The sequence below is a fragment of the Paenibacillus sp. N22P23 genome, assembly GCF_059383735.1.
In genome coordinates this window covers 558,260-575,840 of sequence record NZ_JBXENT010000003.1, presented here as the reverse complement: position 1 = coordinate 575,840, position 17,581 = coordinate 558,260, and the positions used below count along the sequence as shown (strand labels likewise).

General features: G+C 47.6%; 18 protein-coding genes. 16 read left to right on the top strand and 2 right to left on the bottom strand.

Annotated elements, in window-relative coordinates; translation table 11 throughout:
• Window positions 1-2 precede the first annotated feature (2 nt).
• From AC506A_RS17760 to AC506A_RS17740, 5 genes are all read left to right on the top strand, one after another.
• Entirely contained in the window at window positions 3-1,064 is a 1,062-nt protein-coding gene (locus AC506A_RS17760) for an ABC transporter ATP-binding protein (protein ID WP_495462340.1), read from the top strand.
• Window positions 1,065-1,067: 3 nt separating this feature from the next.
• Window positions 1,068-1,673: a CDP-alcohol phosphatidyltransferase family protein gene (locus AC506A_RS17755; RefSeq protein ID WP_495462339.1), complete on the top strand. Its 606-nt coding sequence runs from the start codon at window positions 1,068-1,070 to the stop codon at window positions 1,671-1,673.
• Between the two features lie 111 nt (window positions 1,674-1,784).
• A complete protein-coding gene (locus AC506A_RS17750; protein WP_495462338.1) occupies window positions 1,785-3,275 on the top strand; it encodes a spore germination protein in 1,491 nt (496 codons plus the stop codon).
• Window positions 3,276-3,292: 17 nt separating this feature from the next.
• Window positions 3,293-4,399 carry a GerAB/ArcD/ProY family transporter gene (locus AC506A_RS17745; RefSeq protein WP_495462337.1) on the top strand — a complete coding sequence of 369 codons (1,107 nt, stop codon included), beginning with the start codon at window positions 3,293-3,295 and terminating at the stop codon, window positions 4,397-4,399.
• Window positions 4,396-5,547, top strand: coding sequence for a Ger(x)C family spore germination protein (locus tag AC506A_RS17740; protein ID WP_495462336.1), 1,152 nt, complete (start codon window positions 4,396-4,398; stop codon window positions 5,545-5,547). The genes AC506A_RS17745 and AC506A_RS17740 overlap by 4 nt, the downstream gene beginning before the upstream one ends.
• Before the next feature lie 7 nt (window positions 5,548-5,554).
• Here the strand turns inward: AC506A_RS17740 and AC506A_RS17735 are convergent, their stop codons facing one another.
• Window positions 5,555-6,217 carry an MOSC domain-containing protein gene (locus AC506A_RS17735; RefSeq protein WP_495462438.1) on the bottom strand — a complete coding sequence of 221 codons (663 nt, stop codon included), beginning with the start codon at window positions 6,215-6,217 and terminating at the stop codon, window positions 5,555-5,557.
• A gap of 189 nt (window positions 6,218-6,406) precedes the next feature.
• On the opposite strand from AC506A_RS17735, the gene pdxR reads away from it, so the two are divergent.
• From pdxR to AC506A_RS17695, 8 genes are all read left to right on the top strand, one after another.
• A complete protein-coding gene (gene pdxR / locus AC506A_RS17730; RefSeq protein WP_495462335.1) occupies window positions 6,407-7,846 on the top strand; it encodes a MocR-like pyridoxine biosynthesis transcription factor PdxR in 1,440 nt (479 codons plus the stop codon).
• Window positions 7,847-8,403: 557 nt separating this feature from the next.
• The gene (locus AC506A_RS17725) at window positions 8,404-8,850 is read left to right on the top strand and encodes a MarR family winged helix-turn-helix transcriptional regulator (RefSeq protein WP_495462334.1); all 447 of its coding nucleotides are present in this window, start codon (window positions 8,404-8,406) and stop codon (window positions 8,848-8,850) included.
• A gap of 79 nt (window positions 8,851-8,929) precedes the next feature.
• Window positions 8,930-9,331, top strand: a complete 402-nt coding sequence (locus AC506A_RS17720; RefSeq protein WP_495462333.1) for a DoxX family protein — start codon at window positions 8,930-8,932, stop codon at window positions 9,329-9,331.
• Between the two features lie 71 nt (window positions 9,332-9,402).
• Window positions 9,403-9,801 carry a DoxX family protein gene (locus tag AC506A_RS17715; RefSeq protein WP_495462332.1) on the top strand — a complete coding sequence of 133 codons (399 nt, stop codon included), beginning with the start codon at window positions 9,403-9,405 and terminating at the stop codon, window positions 9,799-9,801.
• 97 nt (window positions 9,802-9,898) lie between these two features.
• Window positions 9,899-10,849: a ring-cleaving dioxygenase gene (locus AC506A_RS17710; protein WP_495462331.1), complete on the top strand. Its 951-nt coding sequence runs from the start codon at window positions 9,899-9,901 to the stop codon at window positions 10,847-10,849.
• Window positions 10,846-11,460: an alpha/beta hydrolase gene (locus AC506A_RS17705; RefSeq protein WP_495462330.1), complete on the top strand. Its 615-nt coding sequence runs from the start codon at window positions 10,846-10,848 to the stop codon at window positions 11,458-11,460. The genes AC506A_RS17710 and AC506A_RS17705 overlap by 4 nt, the downstream gene beginning before the upstream one ends.
• A 31-nt stretch (window positions 11,461-11,491) precedes the next feature.
• Complete coding sequence (locus AC506A_RS17700) at window positions 11,492-12,103, top strand: flavin reductase family protein (RefSeq protein WP_495462329.1); 612 nt, start codon at window positions 11,492-11,494, stop codon at window positions 12,101-12,103.
• 16 nt (window positions 12,104-12,119) lie between these two features.
• Window positions 12,120-12,347: a DUF896 domain-containing protein gene (locus AC506A_RS17695; protein WP_495462328.1), complete on the top strand. Its 228-nt coding sequence runs from the start codon at window positions 12,120-12,122 to the stop codon at window positions 12,345-12,347.
• Between the two features lie 72 nt (window positions 12,348-12,419).
• On the opposite strand, the gene AC506A_RS17690 is transcribed toward AC506A_RS17695, so the two are convergent.
• Window positions 12,420-13,031, bottom strand: coding sequence for a nitroreductase family protein (locus AC506A_RS17690; RefSeq protein WP_495462327.1), 612 nt, complete (start codon window positions 13,029-13,031; stop codon window positions 12,420-12,422).
• A gap of 159 nt (window positions 13,032-13,190) precedes the next feature.
• Here AC506A_RS17690 and xylB point away from each other — a divergent pair, with 159 nt between their 5' ends.
• The 3 genes from xylB to AC506A_RS17675 all read left to right on the top strand — a co-directional run bounded on the left by xylB (window position 13,191) and on the right by AC506A_RS17675 (window position 17,535).
• On the top strand, window positions 13,191-14,690 hold the full coding sequence (gene xylB / locus AC506A_RS17685) for a xylulokinase (protein WP_495462326.1): 1,500 nt from the start codon (window positions 13,191-13,193) through the stop codon (window positions 14,688-14,690).
• A gap of 17 nt (window positions 14,691-14,707) precedes the next feature.
• Window positions 14,708-16,570, top strand: a complete 1,863-nt coding sequence (locus AC506A_RS17680) for a glycosyl hydrolase (protein WP_495462325.1) — start codon at window positions 14,708-14,710, stop codon at window positions 16,568-16,570.
• 95 nt (window positions 16,571-16,665) lie between these two features.
• Window positions 16,666-17,535: a M15 family metallopeptidase gene (locus AC506A_RS17675; RefSeq protein ID WP_495462324.1), complete on the top strand. Its 870-nt coding sequence runs from the start codon at window positions 16,666-16,668 to the stop codon at window positions 17,533-17,535.
• Window positions 17,536-17,581: the final 46 nt, after the last annotated feature.

The window sequence follows — 17,581 nt, the reverse complement described above, 5'->3', positions numbered from 1 at the left end:
TCGTGTTGAACCGAGTGTCTGTGCCATTCTTACAAGTAACCGATCTGATGTACCACTATGATGCTGCGAAATCGTTTTCCTTGGACAAGCAGTCTCTTACGCTCGATAAGGGTAAACTGCTTGTTATACTAGGGCCTTCAGGCAGCGGAAAATCAACGTTACTTCAGCTTATTGCAGGCTTATTAAGGCCGAAGCAGGGAAGTATCCTCCTGGGAGGGAAACCGATTCACCATCTTCCCCCGGAGAAAAGGAACCTATCCATGGTTTTTCAAAAGCCTTATTTGCTTCCCTTTCTCACGGTAGGAGCCAATGTAGAGATCGGACTTCAAATAAAAGGATTGCCTCCCCATGAACGAAGAGTCAAAGCCGAAGAAATGCTGCAACAAGTCGGGTTGACGGGCTTCTATCACCGTCCGCTATCTTCACTTTCCGGTGGACAAGAGCAGCGGGTGGCGTTAGCACGTTCGCTTGTCATTGAACCGCAGCTTATGCTGCTGGATGAACCTTTCAGCCAACTGGATCCATTGCTTCGTAGACAAATGGGGCGCTGGCTCAGCGAGATGAAGCAAATGTGGGATATTCCGATCATTATGGTCACACATGACAGAGAAGAGGCTTTAACACTGGGTGATCGGTTTTTAGTCCTCCGGGATGGTGCAATGCAGCAGTCGGGAACACTTGATAACTTGTATTACGAGCCTGTCAATCGATGGATGGCGGATTTCATGGGAATCGACAACGTTGTAGATGGCATCAAGAGGGGAACTGAGGTAACCACCTTTCTAGGTGATTTGAAGGTCCATCCGCGTTGTTTAAACGTACCGGATGGCCCGATTCGTATTGTTCTTCGATCGGAATGGTTCCAAATGGATGCTGCATCATCGATAAAAGCTACGATAAATGGCAGTACGTTTCTCGGAGAATATACAGAAGTGAGGGCCAGTGTAAATAAGGAATCAGTCGTACTGAAGCAGCTTGGCTATTCTCATTATGAATCTGGAAGTCAAATTGGTATTCGCTTAGGCGTATCCTATGTCTGGTGTCTACCTAGGGAGGTCATCTAACAAGTGCTGGATTCGTATGCACGTCACACCGTCCAGCCGGCAATTGAAAAAGGCTCAAAATGGCTGCAGGCCGCCGGTTTATCAGCGAATACGATTACTTGGGTCGCTATGGTGATGGGGGTAGGAAGCGCGGTCGCAGTTACACTTGGTTGTCCACTGGCAGCCGTAACGATTCTTTGGGTATCCGGTTATCTCGATGCGGTGGACGGCACGCTTGCTAGATTGACCAAGACGTCCAAGTGGGGAACGATCTTGGATATCACGTTTGATCGAGTAGTGGAAGGCGCGATGATCATTGCTCTAATACTCGTGAATCCCGATGCTTATTTGCCCATTGCGCTCAATCTATTCGCAATCCTCGTTACGATTACGACGTTTCTTGTAACAGGCAATGTCATTCCAAGTTCAGGAGCCAAAGGATTCCACTATAACCCGGGGATTTTAGAGCGTACGGAAGCGTTTCTGTTCTTTACGCTGATGATCCTGTTTCCAAACGCGGTCTGGGAGCTGGCATGGTTATTTCTAGTGCTGCTTCTTGTCACCATCATAAAGCATCTCCGGGATGTGTATATGTGGCTTCGAGAGAACGACAGTGAACGGAATCCATAAAGAAGAGTCATGCAGCCCTATAAAAAAGGGGCTGCATTTTTTACATAATTTAGAAGCGAAATGAACATAACTATTGTAATGTTGTCATTGATTTAGGAGGCCTTATCCTCGATGTCTATGAATGGAGAAACGAAGCTGCGTTTAAAGGATTATTTAAAGGCTGCCTTTTGCGACGATGGTGATTTCGTTTCAAGAGCGATACCTGTTCGGAGCGGGAATTTTGAAGTAAGTGTTAGTTACATCGAGAATCTAATTGAAAATGAACTCATTAACCATTATGTAATCGAAAGATTGCAGGACAGAAATTCGGAAGAACGTGATCAATCGTCAGCCGAGTTCATGGATAGAATCAAATCAAGGGTCATCTCTGCAGCGAAAGTGTTTAGTTCGGACGATAAAGATCAACTCGTACAAGCGATCCTTACAGGTCATGTTGTCGTAACAAGTGACGATACGGATTGTGCGTTAGTTATCCCATTGCTAAAGCGTGAAGCAGGCGAAAAATCAGAAACAGAGCCTACCATACAGAGTGGGAATGAAGCTTTTACAACAAGTTTAAGCAAAAACTTCAACCTCTTACGAATGAGATTGCCGTCCCCAAACTTCATGTTTAAACAGATAGAGGTAGGAAGGACTTCCCATACGAAAGTAAGAATCGTGTGGTTGAAGAACGTGGCCAAACCTCAAATAATCGAAGAAATATGCAGTAGATTAGCTCGGATCGACATCGATATCGTCCATTCCATATCGGTCTTAACGGAACTAACCGAAGATAATCCGTTATCGATTTGGCCGCAATATAAGCTGACCGAACGCGTGGATGTAACCGTCTCTAATATAGCCGAAGGGCGCGTAGCGATACTATGCGACAATTTCTCTTTTGTCATCATAGTACCCTTATTGATTTTACAGGAATTTCAGACACCCGACGATTACTCGCAAAAATGGATGTTCAGTTCGATTATGAGAATTACTCGAATTTGCGCCTTTTTTCTTTCTTCGACATTGTCTGCCCTTTATGTGTCGTTTGTAGCCTTTAATCATTCCATTATTCCCCCGGCTTTAGCCATTCGGATATCTGCGGGAAGAAGCGACGTGCCATTCCCATCCGTCATTGAGGTGCTGCTCATGACATTCATGATTGATGTGCTTAAAGAAGCAGGAATAAGGCTGCCGAAAGGTTTGGGTCAGAGCATCGGCTTCCTTGGGGCCGTCGTTATCGGCCAGTCGGCTGTGGAAGCAGGTTACGTCAGCCCAGTCGTGATCATCATTGTTGCGGTCTCTGCGATTTCAAGCTTTGCGCTGCCTTCGATAAACCTCACCAATATGTCAAGAGTAGCCAATTACGGTTTGATATTTATGGCTACTATATTAGGACTGTTCGGTGTCATTATCGGCATCTTGTTCTTGCACTGGAGATTGGTTACGCTGCGCTCGTTCGGCGTATCGATTTCTCATCCTCTGGATGGCGGTAATATGAGCCTGATGAAGGATCTGCTCGTGAGGTTACCGGTGTGGAAATTGAGAAGCCGGCCCAAGGTATTGTCCGAAAACGAAACGTCGATGGGGGATAACACTAGGAAGCCGAGTCCCAAAGAATAAAGGGGAGATCAGGGAACGTGTTGCAAAAGCAGAAGATTTCGAGTTTGCAGGCCATCTTTCTTACCTTTGCGAGCGCTTATGGCGGCGTTTTTTTCTATCACTCCTTCATTACGAGTTTGGCAGGGAGAAGTGCGTGGATGGCGGAGCTCGTAAGCGGGTTTATCAATATCGGCTTTGCCTTATGGGTATTGAGCGTTGCGAAGAAATTTCCGGGCAGAAACATCTTCCAAATTGTTGAGATGTTAGGCGGGAAATGGATCAGTACGATCTTCATTGCAGCTTACGTTGCATTAAACATCGTCCTGTCATCCTTGCTGTTAATGATGTGCGGTGGGCTGGTGAGGACCATTGCTTTGCACAATACCCCGATGTGGGTTCCCATGCTTCTGATCCTTTTACTGTCCTTATTAATCGCAAGCAGCGGTATTGAAAGCTTAGCCAGAATGAGCGCAACGCTCGAGATTATTTTGCTTGGCCTCATGTTTTGTCCCGTTCTCGTTATCGGTGTAATCACACAGTTCGATTCTTCGAACATCTTCCCTATGTTTGACAGCGATGTGCCCTCTTTTCTAACGGCTGTATTACTGGTAGGAGGTGGGCATTCTGAGATTATTCTGTTCCTGTTCATTATGGTTGAATCGCTGTATCAACCGGGGAAACAATTCACCTCACTTACAGTAGGGTTGCTGGTATCCGTTGTATTATTGCCTGGAGCCACATCTTTCTTATTCTCAGCCGCCATTTCTCCGGAGGAGGCTTCCCGAATTTCTTTTGCAGGCGTCAATGTAGCTTCTTCGATCACAATTGGAACGTTCATTCAAGGCTTAGAAATTTTCATATTTATTCCTTACGTGATCATCACTGTATTGAAGCTGGCAGGTAATTTCTACAGCAGCTGGGTAGCTTCAGAATCGGTCATGAAAAGAAGCTCCAAGGTTCTTATCATCATCATTACGATGGTTACATTCATCATAACGTTGAATTTACGTTCATTTAACGAAGCCTTCTACGATTACATACGGGTCATTCAATATTGTATCTATCCATTCTATATCGTTGTCCTTTGTACAGTTTCCATCCTGATCGTTGCAAAAGGAAAAAAGGCGGTAGTAAGGAAAACATGAACGTTTCGAAATGGATACGACTCCTTCTAAGTATGGTCATTCTGACCGCATGCACCGGATGCTGGGATTACATGGAGTATGAAGGCATGGCTTTAGTTCGCGCAATCGGTCTTGATATGGACAACAACGGTCAAATTCTGTTGACTTACGAAATCATAAAAACACGAAAACAAGACAAGCAAGGCGGGAATTCCAATTTAGTGGTTCAAGGGACAGGGAAAACCGTGCCGGAAGCCTTCGATAACATGCAAACCAACGTTCCGGGAGAACTGTTCTTAGGTTATGTTACAACATTGATCATCAGCGAAAGAGCGGCCAAACAACATCTGAAAAATTTCATGGATTTATTATTTATTACGCCCAATATAAGAGAGTCCGTATTTCTGGCCTTTACCAAGGAAAAACCGGACAAAATACTGAGGATGCCGGTCGGGAAATCGGGGCTGTTGGTAGGGGATGCGTTAGTGGGTTTTTTTAAGGTTACACCTCGTACAGGTGCTTCATTTCCAGTCAGGATCAAAGATTTCAATAAAATGCTGATGGCAGAGGGAATAGAGCCTGTCGCCCCATTAGTAGAAATGATTGGGGAAGGTAATATCAAGGTGTCGGATATGGTTGTATTCAAAGGCTTCAAGCTGGCAGGCGTGCTGTCTGGAAACGAAAGTAAGGGATATGGACGAATTGTAAATCAAAAAGTGCAAGAACTGTCCTCGGTATCCGTAAAGGCACCTGACACGGGAGCTTCTGTAAAAGCCGTATTCAGGCTTCAAGATAATAAGTCGAAAATAAAAATTAAAACGGGCAGTAAGGTACCCGAAGTATTCATTACGATAAAAGCCACTGCTTCAATGTACCAATTCGACAGCACGGTTAAAGCCATAACACCCGAAATCCTTCGCGAATGCGAGAAGGATCTGGAAGGTACGGTGAAAAAAGAACTCGAAGCCGCCATAACAAAAGCGCAAAAAGAGTGTAAATCCGATTTCTTGGGAATCGGGTCTCATTTCTATCAACAGCATCGCAAAGAATGGAAGGGTACATTTAAGCCCAAATGGGATGAGGTTTTTCCAGAGCTTCCGATTCATGTAAACGTAAAAGTGAAAATACTCAATTCAGGAACCAAAGTGATTCCGTTAAACGAACAATGATCGATTGCTATTGCTGCTCGTTCTGTTTGATACCTAAGATGCGTTCACTGGTATCGATCTGTAACCCTAAGCGCCGTTTCTCAAGGGTGGTCCGCCAACTTGCGGACAATTCTTTTACGCTCAACAGCTTCTCTATGTCACCTAGAAGATATTTGTCGTGATGCATGACCCGATTCGCGAAAGCTACCGTTATCGCTTGCGGGTGCTGCTGTAATCGGATTAGTTCATCGTTGACGGAGACCGTTCCCCGCTGGAGCACGCGCAAATAATAACCTGTAAAGCCTGTATCCTGAACCTTCAAGGGCATCTCGGGATATTCATAACGGGCTGCCAATTTGAAGCACGGCTGCCTCGGTTGACTGATCTGTACAATGGCACTGCCGAGCTGAAAGGTATCTCCAATGCAAACCTCCGACTCCGGCATGCCGTCAATCGTCAGATTTTCTCCAAAGGCACCGAAGGGCAGCGGTCTCTCGAGCTCCTGTTCCCAGAATGGATAATGCTCGTAGCAATAGACGCAAACCGCCTTATCCAGCCCTCCGTGATGCTTCAGATCGGCTTGTCCGTCTCCTTCAAAGTGTTCCCAATCCAATTCCACGGGCTCATAGACGGGCCTTTTGATTATACCTGTAGTTATATCTCTTTGGTTATATTGCATAAGAGTCGGCATGCCGACATTAAGCGAAATCAATTGTCCTTGTTTCGTAGGACTCACCACCTAAAGCGTGTAGATTAGGAAAAACATCAATATTTGCCCTTGATACTATAGCAAGGAATGGATTGCCGGTACACATCCAAACTGTGCATTTACGTACAGTCCATAACGCCATTACCATAGCAAGGAATGCAGGTGTATCCCATGTTGAAAGTGGACCGCAATGAACCTAAACCGATATGGCAGCAATTGCTGGACCAAGCCATTGCCCATATTTCAAACGGGAACTGGCCGCCGGGCGAGCAGCTGATTCCGTCTCGCGAGTTAGCGCTGCAACTGGGTGTCTCTCGCTCAACCATACAACTCGTTTACGAAGAATTGCTCGCCAGAGGGTACATCGTTACTTCAAGGCGCGGGGGGACGCGGGTCAGCTCGTGCTGGAATCATGTAAGCGGAGCAGCGAATACAGGCATGTCCGAAGGCCCGGCGCTTCCTTCGCTCCCGCTTATCAATGCTTCTGCCGACCGTTTGCAGGATTGGCTGTTTGGTGAGGAAGCTCGTGAAGTAACGATTGATTTTAGTCCGCATGAGCCTTATATGGATCATTTATTCCAGAAGCATTGGCGGCAAACCTTCCTTCATGCCTCTGCCTCCATGAACCTTTGTGATTGGGCATACGGGGATGTTCATGGATATTTGCCATTGCGCGAGCAAATCAAACGTTATTTGTCGCTCGAACGCGGTATCCATGTTCAAACGGACCAAATTTTGTTGACCTCAGGCGCAAATCAAAGTATTGACCTGATCGCGCAGTCCCTGCTAGTTGAAGGGGACGTGGTTACAGTCGAAGATCCGGGATTCCCGGCTTCCTGGATGGTCATGAACAATCGCCGCATGCAGATCATACCTATTCCCATTGATGAGTATGGGCTCGTCGTGGATCGGATTCCCCCGGAATCCAAACTGACTTTCGTCACTCCCTCTCACCAATGTGCAGTAGGGGCTGTGATGGCGGAGCCACGGAGGCAGCAACTGCTCCATATGGCCGTGAAGAATCAGAGCTGGATCATAGAAGACGATTATGACAGCGAGTATCGTTATCGGGGAGATCCGCTGCCGACGCTGTTTAGCCAGGCACCTAATCATACGTTGTATCTGATGAGTTTCTCTAAAATGATCGCACCTGGTCTTCGTGTATCCGCACTCGTTGGATCTGCCCAAGCCATTGCTCAGATCGCTCGCGTACAAGAGTTGGTTTACCGTCATGTTCCGATTATGGAGACGGTAACGCTCACTCGTTTCATTGAACAAGGTCATTTTATGCGGCATATGCGAAGAGTGCGGAATGTGTATCGGCGAAAGCATGAGCTCATGACCAAAGCAATCGTATCCAGTGGTTTAGCCAAGCGGTTCACCTTAACCGGCATCGAAACAGGATCGCATATGCTGCTAGAAGCCGAACCGTTGTTTAACGATAGAGGAGTCACCTCGCAGTTACTGCAAAGAGGTGTTCGCGTGTATTCGCTCAGCTCCTACTGTTTGGCCAGCCCCCGAAGGGGCTGGGTATTGGGATTTGCGAGCGTCGAGGAGCGGTTAATCGAAGAGGGAATTTCTCAGCTTGCGGATGTATTATTGCGTTCATAGAAAGAACTCTTGTTTAGTGTGGTCTTGCGCAGCAAAAGATAAGACGACCCGGAATTCCGTAACACGGAATAAAGGCAGGCGTCTTATTAATGTACGTAAACTAACATCCCCGCGGGGGTACGAGCGGGCATCCAGGTTACCGTGCGAGTCGCAAAGCGGCTCGCACCTGGTAACCATCATCCCATCTTTCCCGCGCCAATTGTAAAGCGTGTCCCGAACGGGACGAAAGCGAGCACAAGCACGCACCTACACACACGCGCCTCTTAAGCGGACCACGTTATGATGGTCCCGTGAGGGACACCAGGTAGATAAACTCCGCCAAATGTAAAGCGTGTCCCGGATGGGACGAAAGCGTGGACCCGCACGAATGATTCACGCGAGCGTTTCTCTGCAACTCCAACGTTATTCAAATTCCGGGTGTCCAGAGGGACGGGTCCCTCGGGGTCCCCCTTTCAGGGGGATTTAGGGGGTAATAAAGTTGTTGACATCACCTCAAAAATAATATATCTTTAATTCAAGATAATTAAATCAAAGACATCTGCGGGAGGTGAAATGCAATGTCATTCCAAATCGATGACGACCAATCGGTTTCGCTGAAAACATTCGTTGTGCTTTCCAAAGCCTTCAAAACGGTGATGGACCGAGCCGTTAAAGATATGAAGCAATATGAGCTGTCATCTTCGGAGTTTACGATTCTTGAAGTGCTGTACACAAAGGGACGCATTCCTCTGCAGCAAATTGGGGAGAAGATCCTAATCACCAGTGGAAGCATCACGTACAACATCGATAAGCTGGAGAAGAAAGGGCTGCTTAAGCGGGTCCCATGTGAAGAAGATCGACGAGTCATCTTTGCGGAAATCACACAAGCGGGGAACGACTTGTTTGATGACATTTTTCCCAAACATGCGGCTTCCATTCATCTGATGTCCCAAAGTTTATCCCATGAAGAAAAGCTGACCCTCATTGAGCTTCTGAAGAAATTAGGGAAAGGCGTAGAAGGTTAGAATCTCCATGCACCACTTTTTTTTATCAAATATCTTTAATTAAAGATTATTAAATCCAAAACAAAATGGAGGAATTTAAATGTTAGCATTAGGATTGTTAATGATTCGCGTAGTGATTGGTTTGTTGTTTATCGGACATGGTGCACAGAAATTGTTTGGTTGGTTTGGCGGTTACGGTCCTAAGGGAACAGGCGGATGGATGGAATCGATCGGCATGAAACCCGGCGTATTAATGGCTGTTACAGCAGGGCTGATGGAATTAGTCGGAGGGGCACTCTTCGCAGCAGGATTATTCACGCCGCTGGCAGCCGCTCTAATTACATTGACAATGCTGGGAGCAATCGTGAAAGTGCATGCGAAAAACGGTCTTTGGGTTACGGCGAACGGATATGAATATCCGCTTGTCATTCTCGTAGTTGTGATTGGCGTAGCTTTTGCAGGAGCAGGTTCGTATTCGCTGGACGCACTGTTTTTTAATTAATACCGTAAATTCAGATCAAATATCTTTAATCGAAGATTATTGAAATAAAACTATATGGAGGTAGATATAAAATGTTAGCATTAGGATTATTGATTATTCGCGTAGTGATTGGATTGTTGTTTATCGGACATGGTGCACAGAAGTTGTTTGGTTGGTTTGGCGGTTACGGTCCTAAGGGAACAGGCGGATGGATGGAATCGATCGGGATGAAACCCGGCGTATTGATGGCTGTTGTTGCAGGGCTGATGGAATTAGTCGGAGGAGCACTCTTCGCAGCAGGATTATTCACGCCGCTGGCAGCCGCACTTATTGCACTGACTATGCTGGGAGCAATCGTTAAAGTGCATGGCAAGAACGGGCTTTGGGTAACGGCAAATGGATATGAATACCCGCTTGTCATTCTCGTAGTTGTGATTGGCGTAGCTTTCGCCGGAGCAGGTTCGTATTCGTTGGACGCACTGTTTAACTAATCACGAACGCCTTATTATTTCAGCAAATTGACGTATACTAACTGCATTAGCTACAGATCTGCACGTGAAACTAATAATCCAATGGGAGTGATTATTCATGTCATTACACACTGCTGGTATTCATCATATTACTGCCTTTGCAAGAGATCCGCAGGCGAATGTCGATTTCTACGCAGGTACACTGGGACTTCGCCTTGTGAAAAAGACAATTAACTTCGACGCTCCAGATGTCTATCATCTGTACTTCGGTGACAAAGCCGGTACACCGGGCACCATCATCACGTTCTTCCCATGGCCGAATTCCCGCAAGGGAAAGGTTGGCGGCGGGCAAGTGGGGATTACCACTTATGTGGTTCCTGTAGGGGCGCTCAGCTTCTGGGAAGATCGGTTGAAAGGCTTCGGGATTGCTGCGAAGAAAGTGACTCGGTTCTCGGAGGAATATCTTCAGTTCTCGGATAACGAAGGGCTGCAGCTTGAAATCGTGGAGCGTGAAGCAGGAGCGAACAGCGAGTGGTCATTCAGCGGAGTTCCAACGGATAAAGCGATCAAAGGGTTTGGCGGAGCGGTATTGTTTAGTACCAAATCGGCGCAAACGATTCACGCCCTTGAGCATATTATGGGCATGACCAAAGTCGGCGAGGATCAAGGGTATGCACGGTTCCAAACATCTTCAGATCTCGGTAACCTTATCGACGTACCGGTAGCAGATATGGAATGGGGAGCAAGCGGTGCTGGTACGGTGCACCATATTGCTTGGAGAGCGAAGGATTTCGAAGAGCATGCACAGTGGCAAACGGAAGTGCTGAATTCCGGTTATCAACCGACGCAAATCATTGATCGACAGTACTTCAACGCGATTTATTTCCGGGAAGCCGGCGGCATCCTGTTCGAGATCGCTACGGATCCACCGGGATTTGCTAATGATGAGGCTGCTGATGCGCTGGGCGAGAAATTGATGCTGCCATCTTGGTTCGAACCGAAACGTGAGCAGATCGAAGCCAATCTGCATCCGATCCAAGTTCGCGAGTTGGAGGTGGGTAAGTCATGAAGCATATTTTCGAACAGGGTTCATCACCTAGTGCTCCAACCTTAGTGCTGCTTCATGGTACGGGCGGAACAGAGAGAGACCTGATTCCACTTGGGAAAAGGCTCTCTCCGGGTTCTTCCTTGCTAAGCATTCGCGGTAACATCTTGGAGAATGGAATGCCGCGCTTCTTCCGGCGTCTGGCCGAAGGCATCTTCGATGAAGAGGATCTTGTTTTTCGAACGAAGGAGCTTTACGACTTCCTGGATGAAGCCGCTGCTCAATATGGAATTGACCGCAGCAGCTTCGTGGCTGTCGGGTACTCGAATGGCGCTAACATCGCCGGAAGTCTTCTGTTCCATTATAAGGATGCTTTCAAAGGCGCCATCTTGCATCATCCCATGGTTCCGCTGCGTGGAAAGGAGCTGCCCGACTTGTCGGGTACCCCGATATTCATCGGTGCCGGTACGAACGACCCGATCTGCTCGGCCAGTGAAACCGAAGAATTGCAGCAGCTGCTCGGAGGAGCGCGAGCCGATGTCTCCGTTCATTGGGAGAATTACGGTCACCAACTTACCGCTTCCGAAGTCGATGCGGCCACAAAGTGGTTTCAAGAGCATTTTGCAGATGCATAATTGATGCTCATAGGGAGGTACGAGGAACGATATGATCTCCATAGATCCGGCAGCTCAAGGTGACCGAGATAATTATAAGCTCCTTATCGGCAGTGTCGTACCGCGTCCCATCGCGTTCGTGACCACACTTTCGCAGCAGGGGGTATTGAACGGTGCACCGTTCAGTTATTTCTCAATCGTTAGCAGCAATCCCCCGCTATTATCGGTAGCTGTTCAGCGCAAGAATGGTCAGATGAAGGACACAGCACGAAATGCGATTGCAACGGGCGAGCTTGTTATTCACATTGTGGATGAATCTAATGTGGAGGCTATTAATCAGACTGCGGAGAGTTTGCCTCCTGATGAAAGCGAAGTGACATTAGCAGGGCTTACGCCAATTGATAGTGAAACGGTGAATGTTCCGGGAATTGAAGAATCCAAGATCAGAATGGAATGTGTGCTGGAACAGGCGTTGGAGCTTGGCGGAACGGGCGGTACACCGGGATGCGACCTCTTAATCGCGCGAGTTGTCCGTTTTCAGATCTCGGAAGAGCTTCTGGAGCACGGAAGAATTGATGCGCAGAAGCTGGCTCCTGTCAGCCGGATGGCAGGCAATTTCTATGCAACCTTGGGCAGCATGTTTGAGATTGAACGTCCGCAATAAAGGAGTGAGCCATTATATGCTGAACATACTTAATCGAATTAATGAGCTATCAAGGAAACAGAGAGAATCCGGCTTAACGGATGCCGAGAAAGCAGAACAAGCCGATTTGCGCAAAGAGTATCTTCGCATCTTTCGCGGTTCTGTAGGCAGCCTGCTTTTGCATTCCACCATCATTGATCCTGACGGCAATGATGTTACACCGGAGAAGCTAAAACAGGAACAGGCGAGAAGAGCCGCGCACTAATACAAGCCGGCATAGTTAAATATTCATCCTCATAATAAAAGGAAGCAGCGAGATAATCGCTGCTTCCTTTTATTATTTGAAAACCTTAAACCGCTCCTCGATGGGCTTGAATTGCTTCTCCCCTGCCGGCGCGGTTGCTTTGCCGAATGGCATATGAGCGATTAGCTTCCAATTCTCAGGGATGCCCCATTCGGTTTTCACATTCTCATCGATTAACGGATTGTAATGCTGAAGACTAGCGCCTAACCCCTCATTAGCCAAAGCGGTCCAGATGACAAATTGATGCATGGCACTCGTGTGCTGTGACCAATCCGGGAATTTATCCTGATATGTAGGGAACTGTGCCTGCAGCCCTTGGACAATGCTCTCATCCTCAAAGAACAGAACGGAGCCATAGCCGGCTTTGAAGCTGTCCATCTTCTGCTGCGTGGATTCAAAATGTTCGGCCGGTACGATCGCTTTCAACACCTGCGTTGTAATATCCCAAAGTTTATCGTGCTGCTCCCCCAAGAGCAGAACAATCCTCGTACTCTGCGAATTGAAGGCCGATGGTGTGTGCTTTACTGCTTCACTAATGATTTCCTCAATACGGCTATCTGGAATGGGTGATTCTTTGCTGAGTGCATAGATGGTTCGTCTCTCGCGAATCCCCGATAGAAACTCTTTGCTAGTGGTAGTAGCCATTAGTACCTCCTCTAAAGCTGTTTTAAAAGCACCTTATTATTTGGTAAAACACGAATAGATATGTATGCTTGTCTTCATTTGGAAGCTTGTGTATGATTGTTGTGACTATTCTGTATATTCATTATATGTTATAGAGGGAAACTCGTGGAGGTGGAGGCAATGGAAGCGCTGCTCGGGATCGATATTGGAACCTCAAGCGTCAAATCCATGCTTATGGATGTGAAAGGCCGAATGCTCGGGCTGGCTCAATTGGAATATGAGACGCACATTCCATCCCCAGGTTATGCCGAACAAGATCCGGAGGAATGGTGGAATCTGACCTGCAAGACAACAGCTATGGCGCTGCAGCAGGCGAACCTTAAAGCGGATCAAATTATTGGCATTGGCCTTTCCGGACAGATGCACGGGCTGGTAGCTCTTGATGAGGATGGCCGAGTCATTCGACCGTCGATCATCTGGTGCGACCAACGAACTATTGGCGAGAAGCTAGAGCTTGAGAAGGCATTTACTTCGAAACAACTGGGCGAGCTTATTCAAAATCCGGTAGCGACCGGGTTCCAATTGCTGTCGCTGATGTGGATGAGGAGCAAGGAACCGGAATTGTATCGTCGCATTCGATCTGTGATCCTCCCGAAGGATTATGTTCGTTACCGGCTGACGGGCGTCATCGGTGTGGAAACAACGGACGCATCCAGTACGTCGGCTTACAATGTCGCGGGAAGATGCTGGTCTGAAGAGCTTCTCGCGAAGATGGACATTGATCAAGCTTTATTCCCATCCACGGGGGAGCCTTGGGAAATCAGCGGGTCCGTTACGCAGCAAGCGGCGGCTGAAGGAGCGTTCGCTGTAGGGACTCCGGTCGTGTACGGCGGGGCGGATCAGCCGATGCAGGCCATTGGCAACGGCGTCATTTCACCGGGTACCGTCTCCTGTACCATTGGAACAGGCGGACAATTGTTTGCTCCAATCGTAAAGCCTGTTTACGATGAATCGCTTCGAACGCACACCTATGTTCACGCTGTGCCGGATCGATGGTATGTGCTCGGAGCCTCCATGAGTGCCGGACTTTCGCTAAAATGGCTGGCCGGACAGATTTTGCATGAATCCGATTATCCGCGATTAGATGAACGAGCCAAAGCGATTCAAGCCGGAAGCGAAGGCGTTATTTTCTTGCCTTACCTGGCAGGTGACCGTACACCGCATATGGATCCGCATGCTAAAGGGATGTTCTTTGGCTTAACGTTAAAGCATAGCGATGCCCACCTCTTTCGGTCGGTACTGGAAGGGGTCGGGTATTCCATGCGTGATAGCTTGGAGATCTTTAAGTCGCTAGGCGTCGGGATGGATAAGCTGATTGTTTCCGGAGGCGGAGCGAAGAGTGACCTGTGGAAACAAATTCTCGCTGATATTCTCGGTATTGAGGTGTATGTAAGCACCATGCGGGAGAAAGCTTGCTTCGGTGCAGCCATGATCGCAGGTGTAGGTGTACAAGTCTACAGTAGTGTGGAAGCGGCTTGCTCTGCTATCGTTAGCATCCACGAGCAGCCAACTGTTCCCATTCAAGCAAACCTAGATACGTATAACCGAGGCTATAAGACATACAAGCAGCTATATGAGCGTAATCGGGACTTATTTCTTCCGCCATCAGAAACGGAATAGAACGGAGTGAATGATTCATGAGCGAGCTAGTGGGGAAGTCTTGCGATCTCATTCTAAATAGGCACGAGAATATCGATTTCAATTGGGGTGATGTTCAGAGCTTGTCGATGCAAGTTGCGATTACGCAAGAGTCTAACGATGACTACGTGTCCATTGTTCAGCAGGAGCGTGATCGGGAGCGCAAGGCAATCATTCGAGTTTATTCAGGAACGTCGGCTGCTGTTCAGATGCCGTCGATCATCGTGGAATTTCGTACAGACGCACATCCTACTCCCTTAACATTATCTGTTCCGTGGGATTCGATTGGCCGCGAGAGACACACCCTATTCATCAGCTATAACGGTCACTCGGTTCGATTCCATGTCGATGGCGTTCTTGTGGACGAAGAGTGGCCGATGGGTTCACTGCCGCTCGAGCATGTTGAGATCAAGGTTGGAGCGGGCAGCGACGAGCTCCATGTATGGAAAAACGCGCTCACGCCAGATAAGCCGCTAGCACAGCTGGAGGATCAATATCTTGGCGTGGAGCCAACGTCCATTCAATATTGGAAGCCGCGCGGACACAATACCGGAGTTGGCGACTGTATGCCATTCTTTGATGGAGAACGATTCCGCTTGTTTTATTTGTTTGACCGCAGAGGTCATGCAAGCAAATGGAATCTTGGCGCGCATCAATGGGCTCAGATTAGTACAAGTGATTTCAAATCCTGGGAGCATCATCCCATGGCGGTTGCCATTACTGAGGATTGGGAAGGATCTATTTGCACAGGTTCCGTAATCGTGAAGGATCATACTTATTATGCCTACTATGCCGTTAGGGCTACGGATGGTTCGCCGGCCAAATTAACGTGGGCCACAAGCACGGATGGTTCTATTTTTCACAAAACAGAACAGTACATAGGGCTTTCCAACAAGTATTCGCTGGCCTCTGTTCGAGACCCGCATGTGTTTCAGGATGAGGACGGTCAGTATCATATGCTGCTCACAACGAGTCTTCTCTCGCCTTCTCGCAATCAAGGCTGCTTAGCCCATTTGACGTCAGGGGATCTCGTGAATTGGACGGAGCAGAAGCCGTTTCTTGTCCCGGGGTATCATGATGAACCGGAATGCTCGGATTATTTTCAGTGGAATGGCTGGTATTATCTGATTTTCAGTAATGATGGTTTAGCGCGGTATCGATATTCGCGGAATCCGATGGGACCGTGGCTGCGGCCATCCATGGATGTATTCGATTGCGTGCAATGGCGTGTGCCTAAGACAGCCGCTTATCATCATGGGAGAAGGATTGCTGCCGGATTTCTTTCCTCGCCGGGTAGGTACGCAGGAGAGCTCGTCATTCGTGAACTTCTGCAGCACGCGGATGGTACATTAGGGTTCAAGCCCATGATGGAATTGGCAGAGGAGCCGATTGCTTCGCATGAGATTGACCCCGTTACATTGAGCGATGATAACGGACTTATTTTTCACGATATCGAGTTCGAAGGGACCGCTGATCTTATCATTTCTTGTCAGGCTACCCCTGGAAACAACAACTTATACTACGGATTATCGCTTGCCGGCCCGAAAGGATTCGAGGACGGTTATGATATCCGATTTGATCCTTCAAGGCGTAAAGTCGGCATTCATCGTGCGCATTGTTCATCCTTGCTTGAGAATGAAGCGGCATCGATCTATGAACTCGAAGCCTTGCATGAACCTACCTCAATCGTGGTTGTGATCAAACAAGATTGGATCGACCTTTGCGTGAATGGCAATCGGACATTAATTTCAAGAATGCAAAGGCAGGAACAAGCATCGTCTAAACTGCGTTTGTTTGCTCAATTTGGCAGTGTCTCATTCGATGATATCCAGATTCAAGAACTAACGCAGCCGTTCATTTAAAGTTTAAGAAATCCTTTATGTTTATCCCCACTTCTTCTTAACAAGTTTTCTTTATCCTTAAGTCCATGAAGGGATAAGGGGAGGCTTGAAGATCGATGAAGAAGTGGGTTTTTTGTTTTGTTATACTAGTGGCGGTGCTGTTCGTCTACGGAATTCGGGAGACCAAACTGAATGCCTATAACGAAATCCAACTGAATGAAGGCAGTCGAGCTCAACAGGGGGCAACGTCCTCAATGAGTGAGCTTAACATAGGTATTGATCAAATCTATCAAGGCGATCTGCTGCTCGTTAATAAAGATCACCCGGTACCTCCGGGAAGCGAAGAGACCGGGGCGGTCAAACTGTCTGAGCATCCGGAACTGGTGAATGGATTCATTTTGCTGGATAATGAGATTGAGCTCTCGCCAAGTTTGGCCCGTAAATTCTCCGCTATGATAAAGGCTGCAAAGGACGATGGCGTGAACCATTTTACCATCAACAGCGGTTATCGGAATCATGAGGTGCAAAATCAGCTTTTTGATCAGAAAGGCGCTGACTACGCGCTTCCGGCAGGCTACAGTGAACATCATTTAGGGTTATCGCTTGATATCGGTTCGACGCAAGAGGAAATGAGTCGAGCACTAGAAGGAAAATGGCTAAAGAAGAACGCATGGCGATATGGATTTATTTTGCGTTATCCGAGTGACAAAACGGAGGTCACAGGGATTCAATCGGAGCCATGGCATTTCCGTTATGTCGGTTTGCCGCACAGCGCCGTGATGCAGAAGAAGAATTTTGTCCTGGAGGAATATCTGGATTACTTGAAAGAAAAGAAGCAAATTACGACTACTGTAGATGATCAAACCTATGAGATCTCTTATTATCCGGTCTCTAAGAATACGACAATACCGGTACCGGCGAATGGCAGCTATGAGCTGTCAGGCAACAATATGGACGGGGTCATTGTGACCAAACGAATCGCGTGATTCATGTGACGAGTATGAAACCTTAGAGCAAGCCTAATGCTAAAGA

Bases quoted from the DNA above. Each gene is read 5' to 3' on its own strand.
- AC506A_RS17725 (WP_495462334.1), top strand. From the start codon at position 8,404: ATGTCATTCCAAATCGATGACGACCAATCGGTTTCGCTGAAAACATTC.
- AC506A_RS17705 (WP_495462330.1), top strand. From the start codon at position 10,846: ATGAAGCATATTTTCGAACAGGGTTCATCACCTAGTGCTCCAACCTTA.
- AC506A_RS17740 (WP_495462336.1), top strand. From the start codon at position 4,396: ATGAACGTTTCGAAATGGATACGACTCCTTCTAAGTATGGTCATTCTG.
- AC506A_RS17750 (WP_495462338.1), top strand. From the start codon at position 1,785: ATGTCTATGAATGGAGAAACGAAGCTGCGTTTAAAGGATTATTTAAAG.
- AC506A_RS17720 (WP_495462333.1), top strand. From the start codon at position 8,930: ATGTTAGCATTAGGATTGTTAATGATTCGCGTAGTGATTGGTTTGTTG.
- AC506A_RS17675 (WP_495462324.1), top strand. From the start codon at position 16,666: ATGAAGAAGTGGGTTTTTTGTTTTGTTATACTAGTGGCGGTGCTGTTC.
- AC506A_RS17680 (WP_495462325.1), top strand. From the start codon at position 14,708: ATGAGCGAGCTAGTGGGGAAGTCTTGCGATCTCATTCTAAATAGGCAC.
- AC506A_RS17710 (WP_495462331.1), top strand. From the start codon at position 9,899: ATGTCATTACACACTGCTGGTATTCATCATATTACTGCCTTTGCAAGA.
- pdxR (WP_495462335.1), top strand. From the start codon at position 6,407: ATGTTGAAAGTGGACCGCAATGAACCTAAACCGATATGGCAGCAATTG.
- AC506A_RS17715 (WP_495462332.1), top strand. From the start codon at position 9,403: ATGTTAGCATTAGGATTATTGATTATTCGCGTAGTGATTGGATTGTTG.
- AC506A_RS17700 (WP_495462329.1), top strand. From the start codon at position 11,492: ATGATCTCCATAGATCCGGCAGCTCAAGGTGACCGAGATAATTATAAG.
- AC506A_RS17690 (WP_495462327.1), bottom strand. From the start codon at position 13,031: ATGGCTACTACCACTAGCAAAGAGTTTCTATCGGGGATTCGCGAGAGA.
- AC506A_RS17695 (WP_495462328.1), top strand. From the start codon at position 12,120: ATGCTGAACATACTTAATCGAATTAATGAGCTATCAAGGAAACAGAGA.
- xylB (WP_495462326.1), top strand. From the start codon at position 13,191: ATGGAAGCGCTGCTCGGGATCGATATTGGAACCTCAAGCGTCAAATCC.
- AC506A_RS17735 (WP_495462438.1), bottom strand. From the start codon at position 6,217: ATGCCGACTCTTATGCAATATAACCAAAGAGATATAACTACAGGTATA.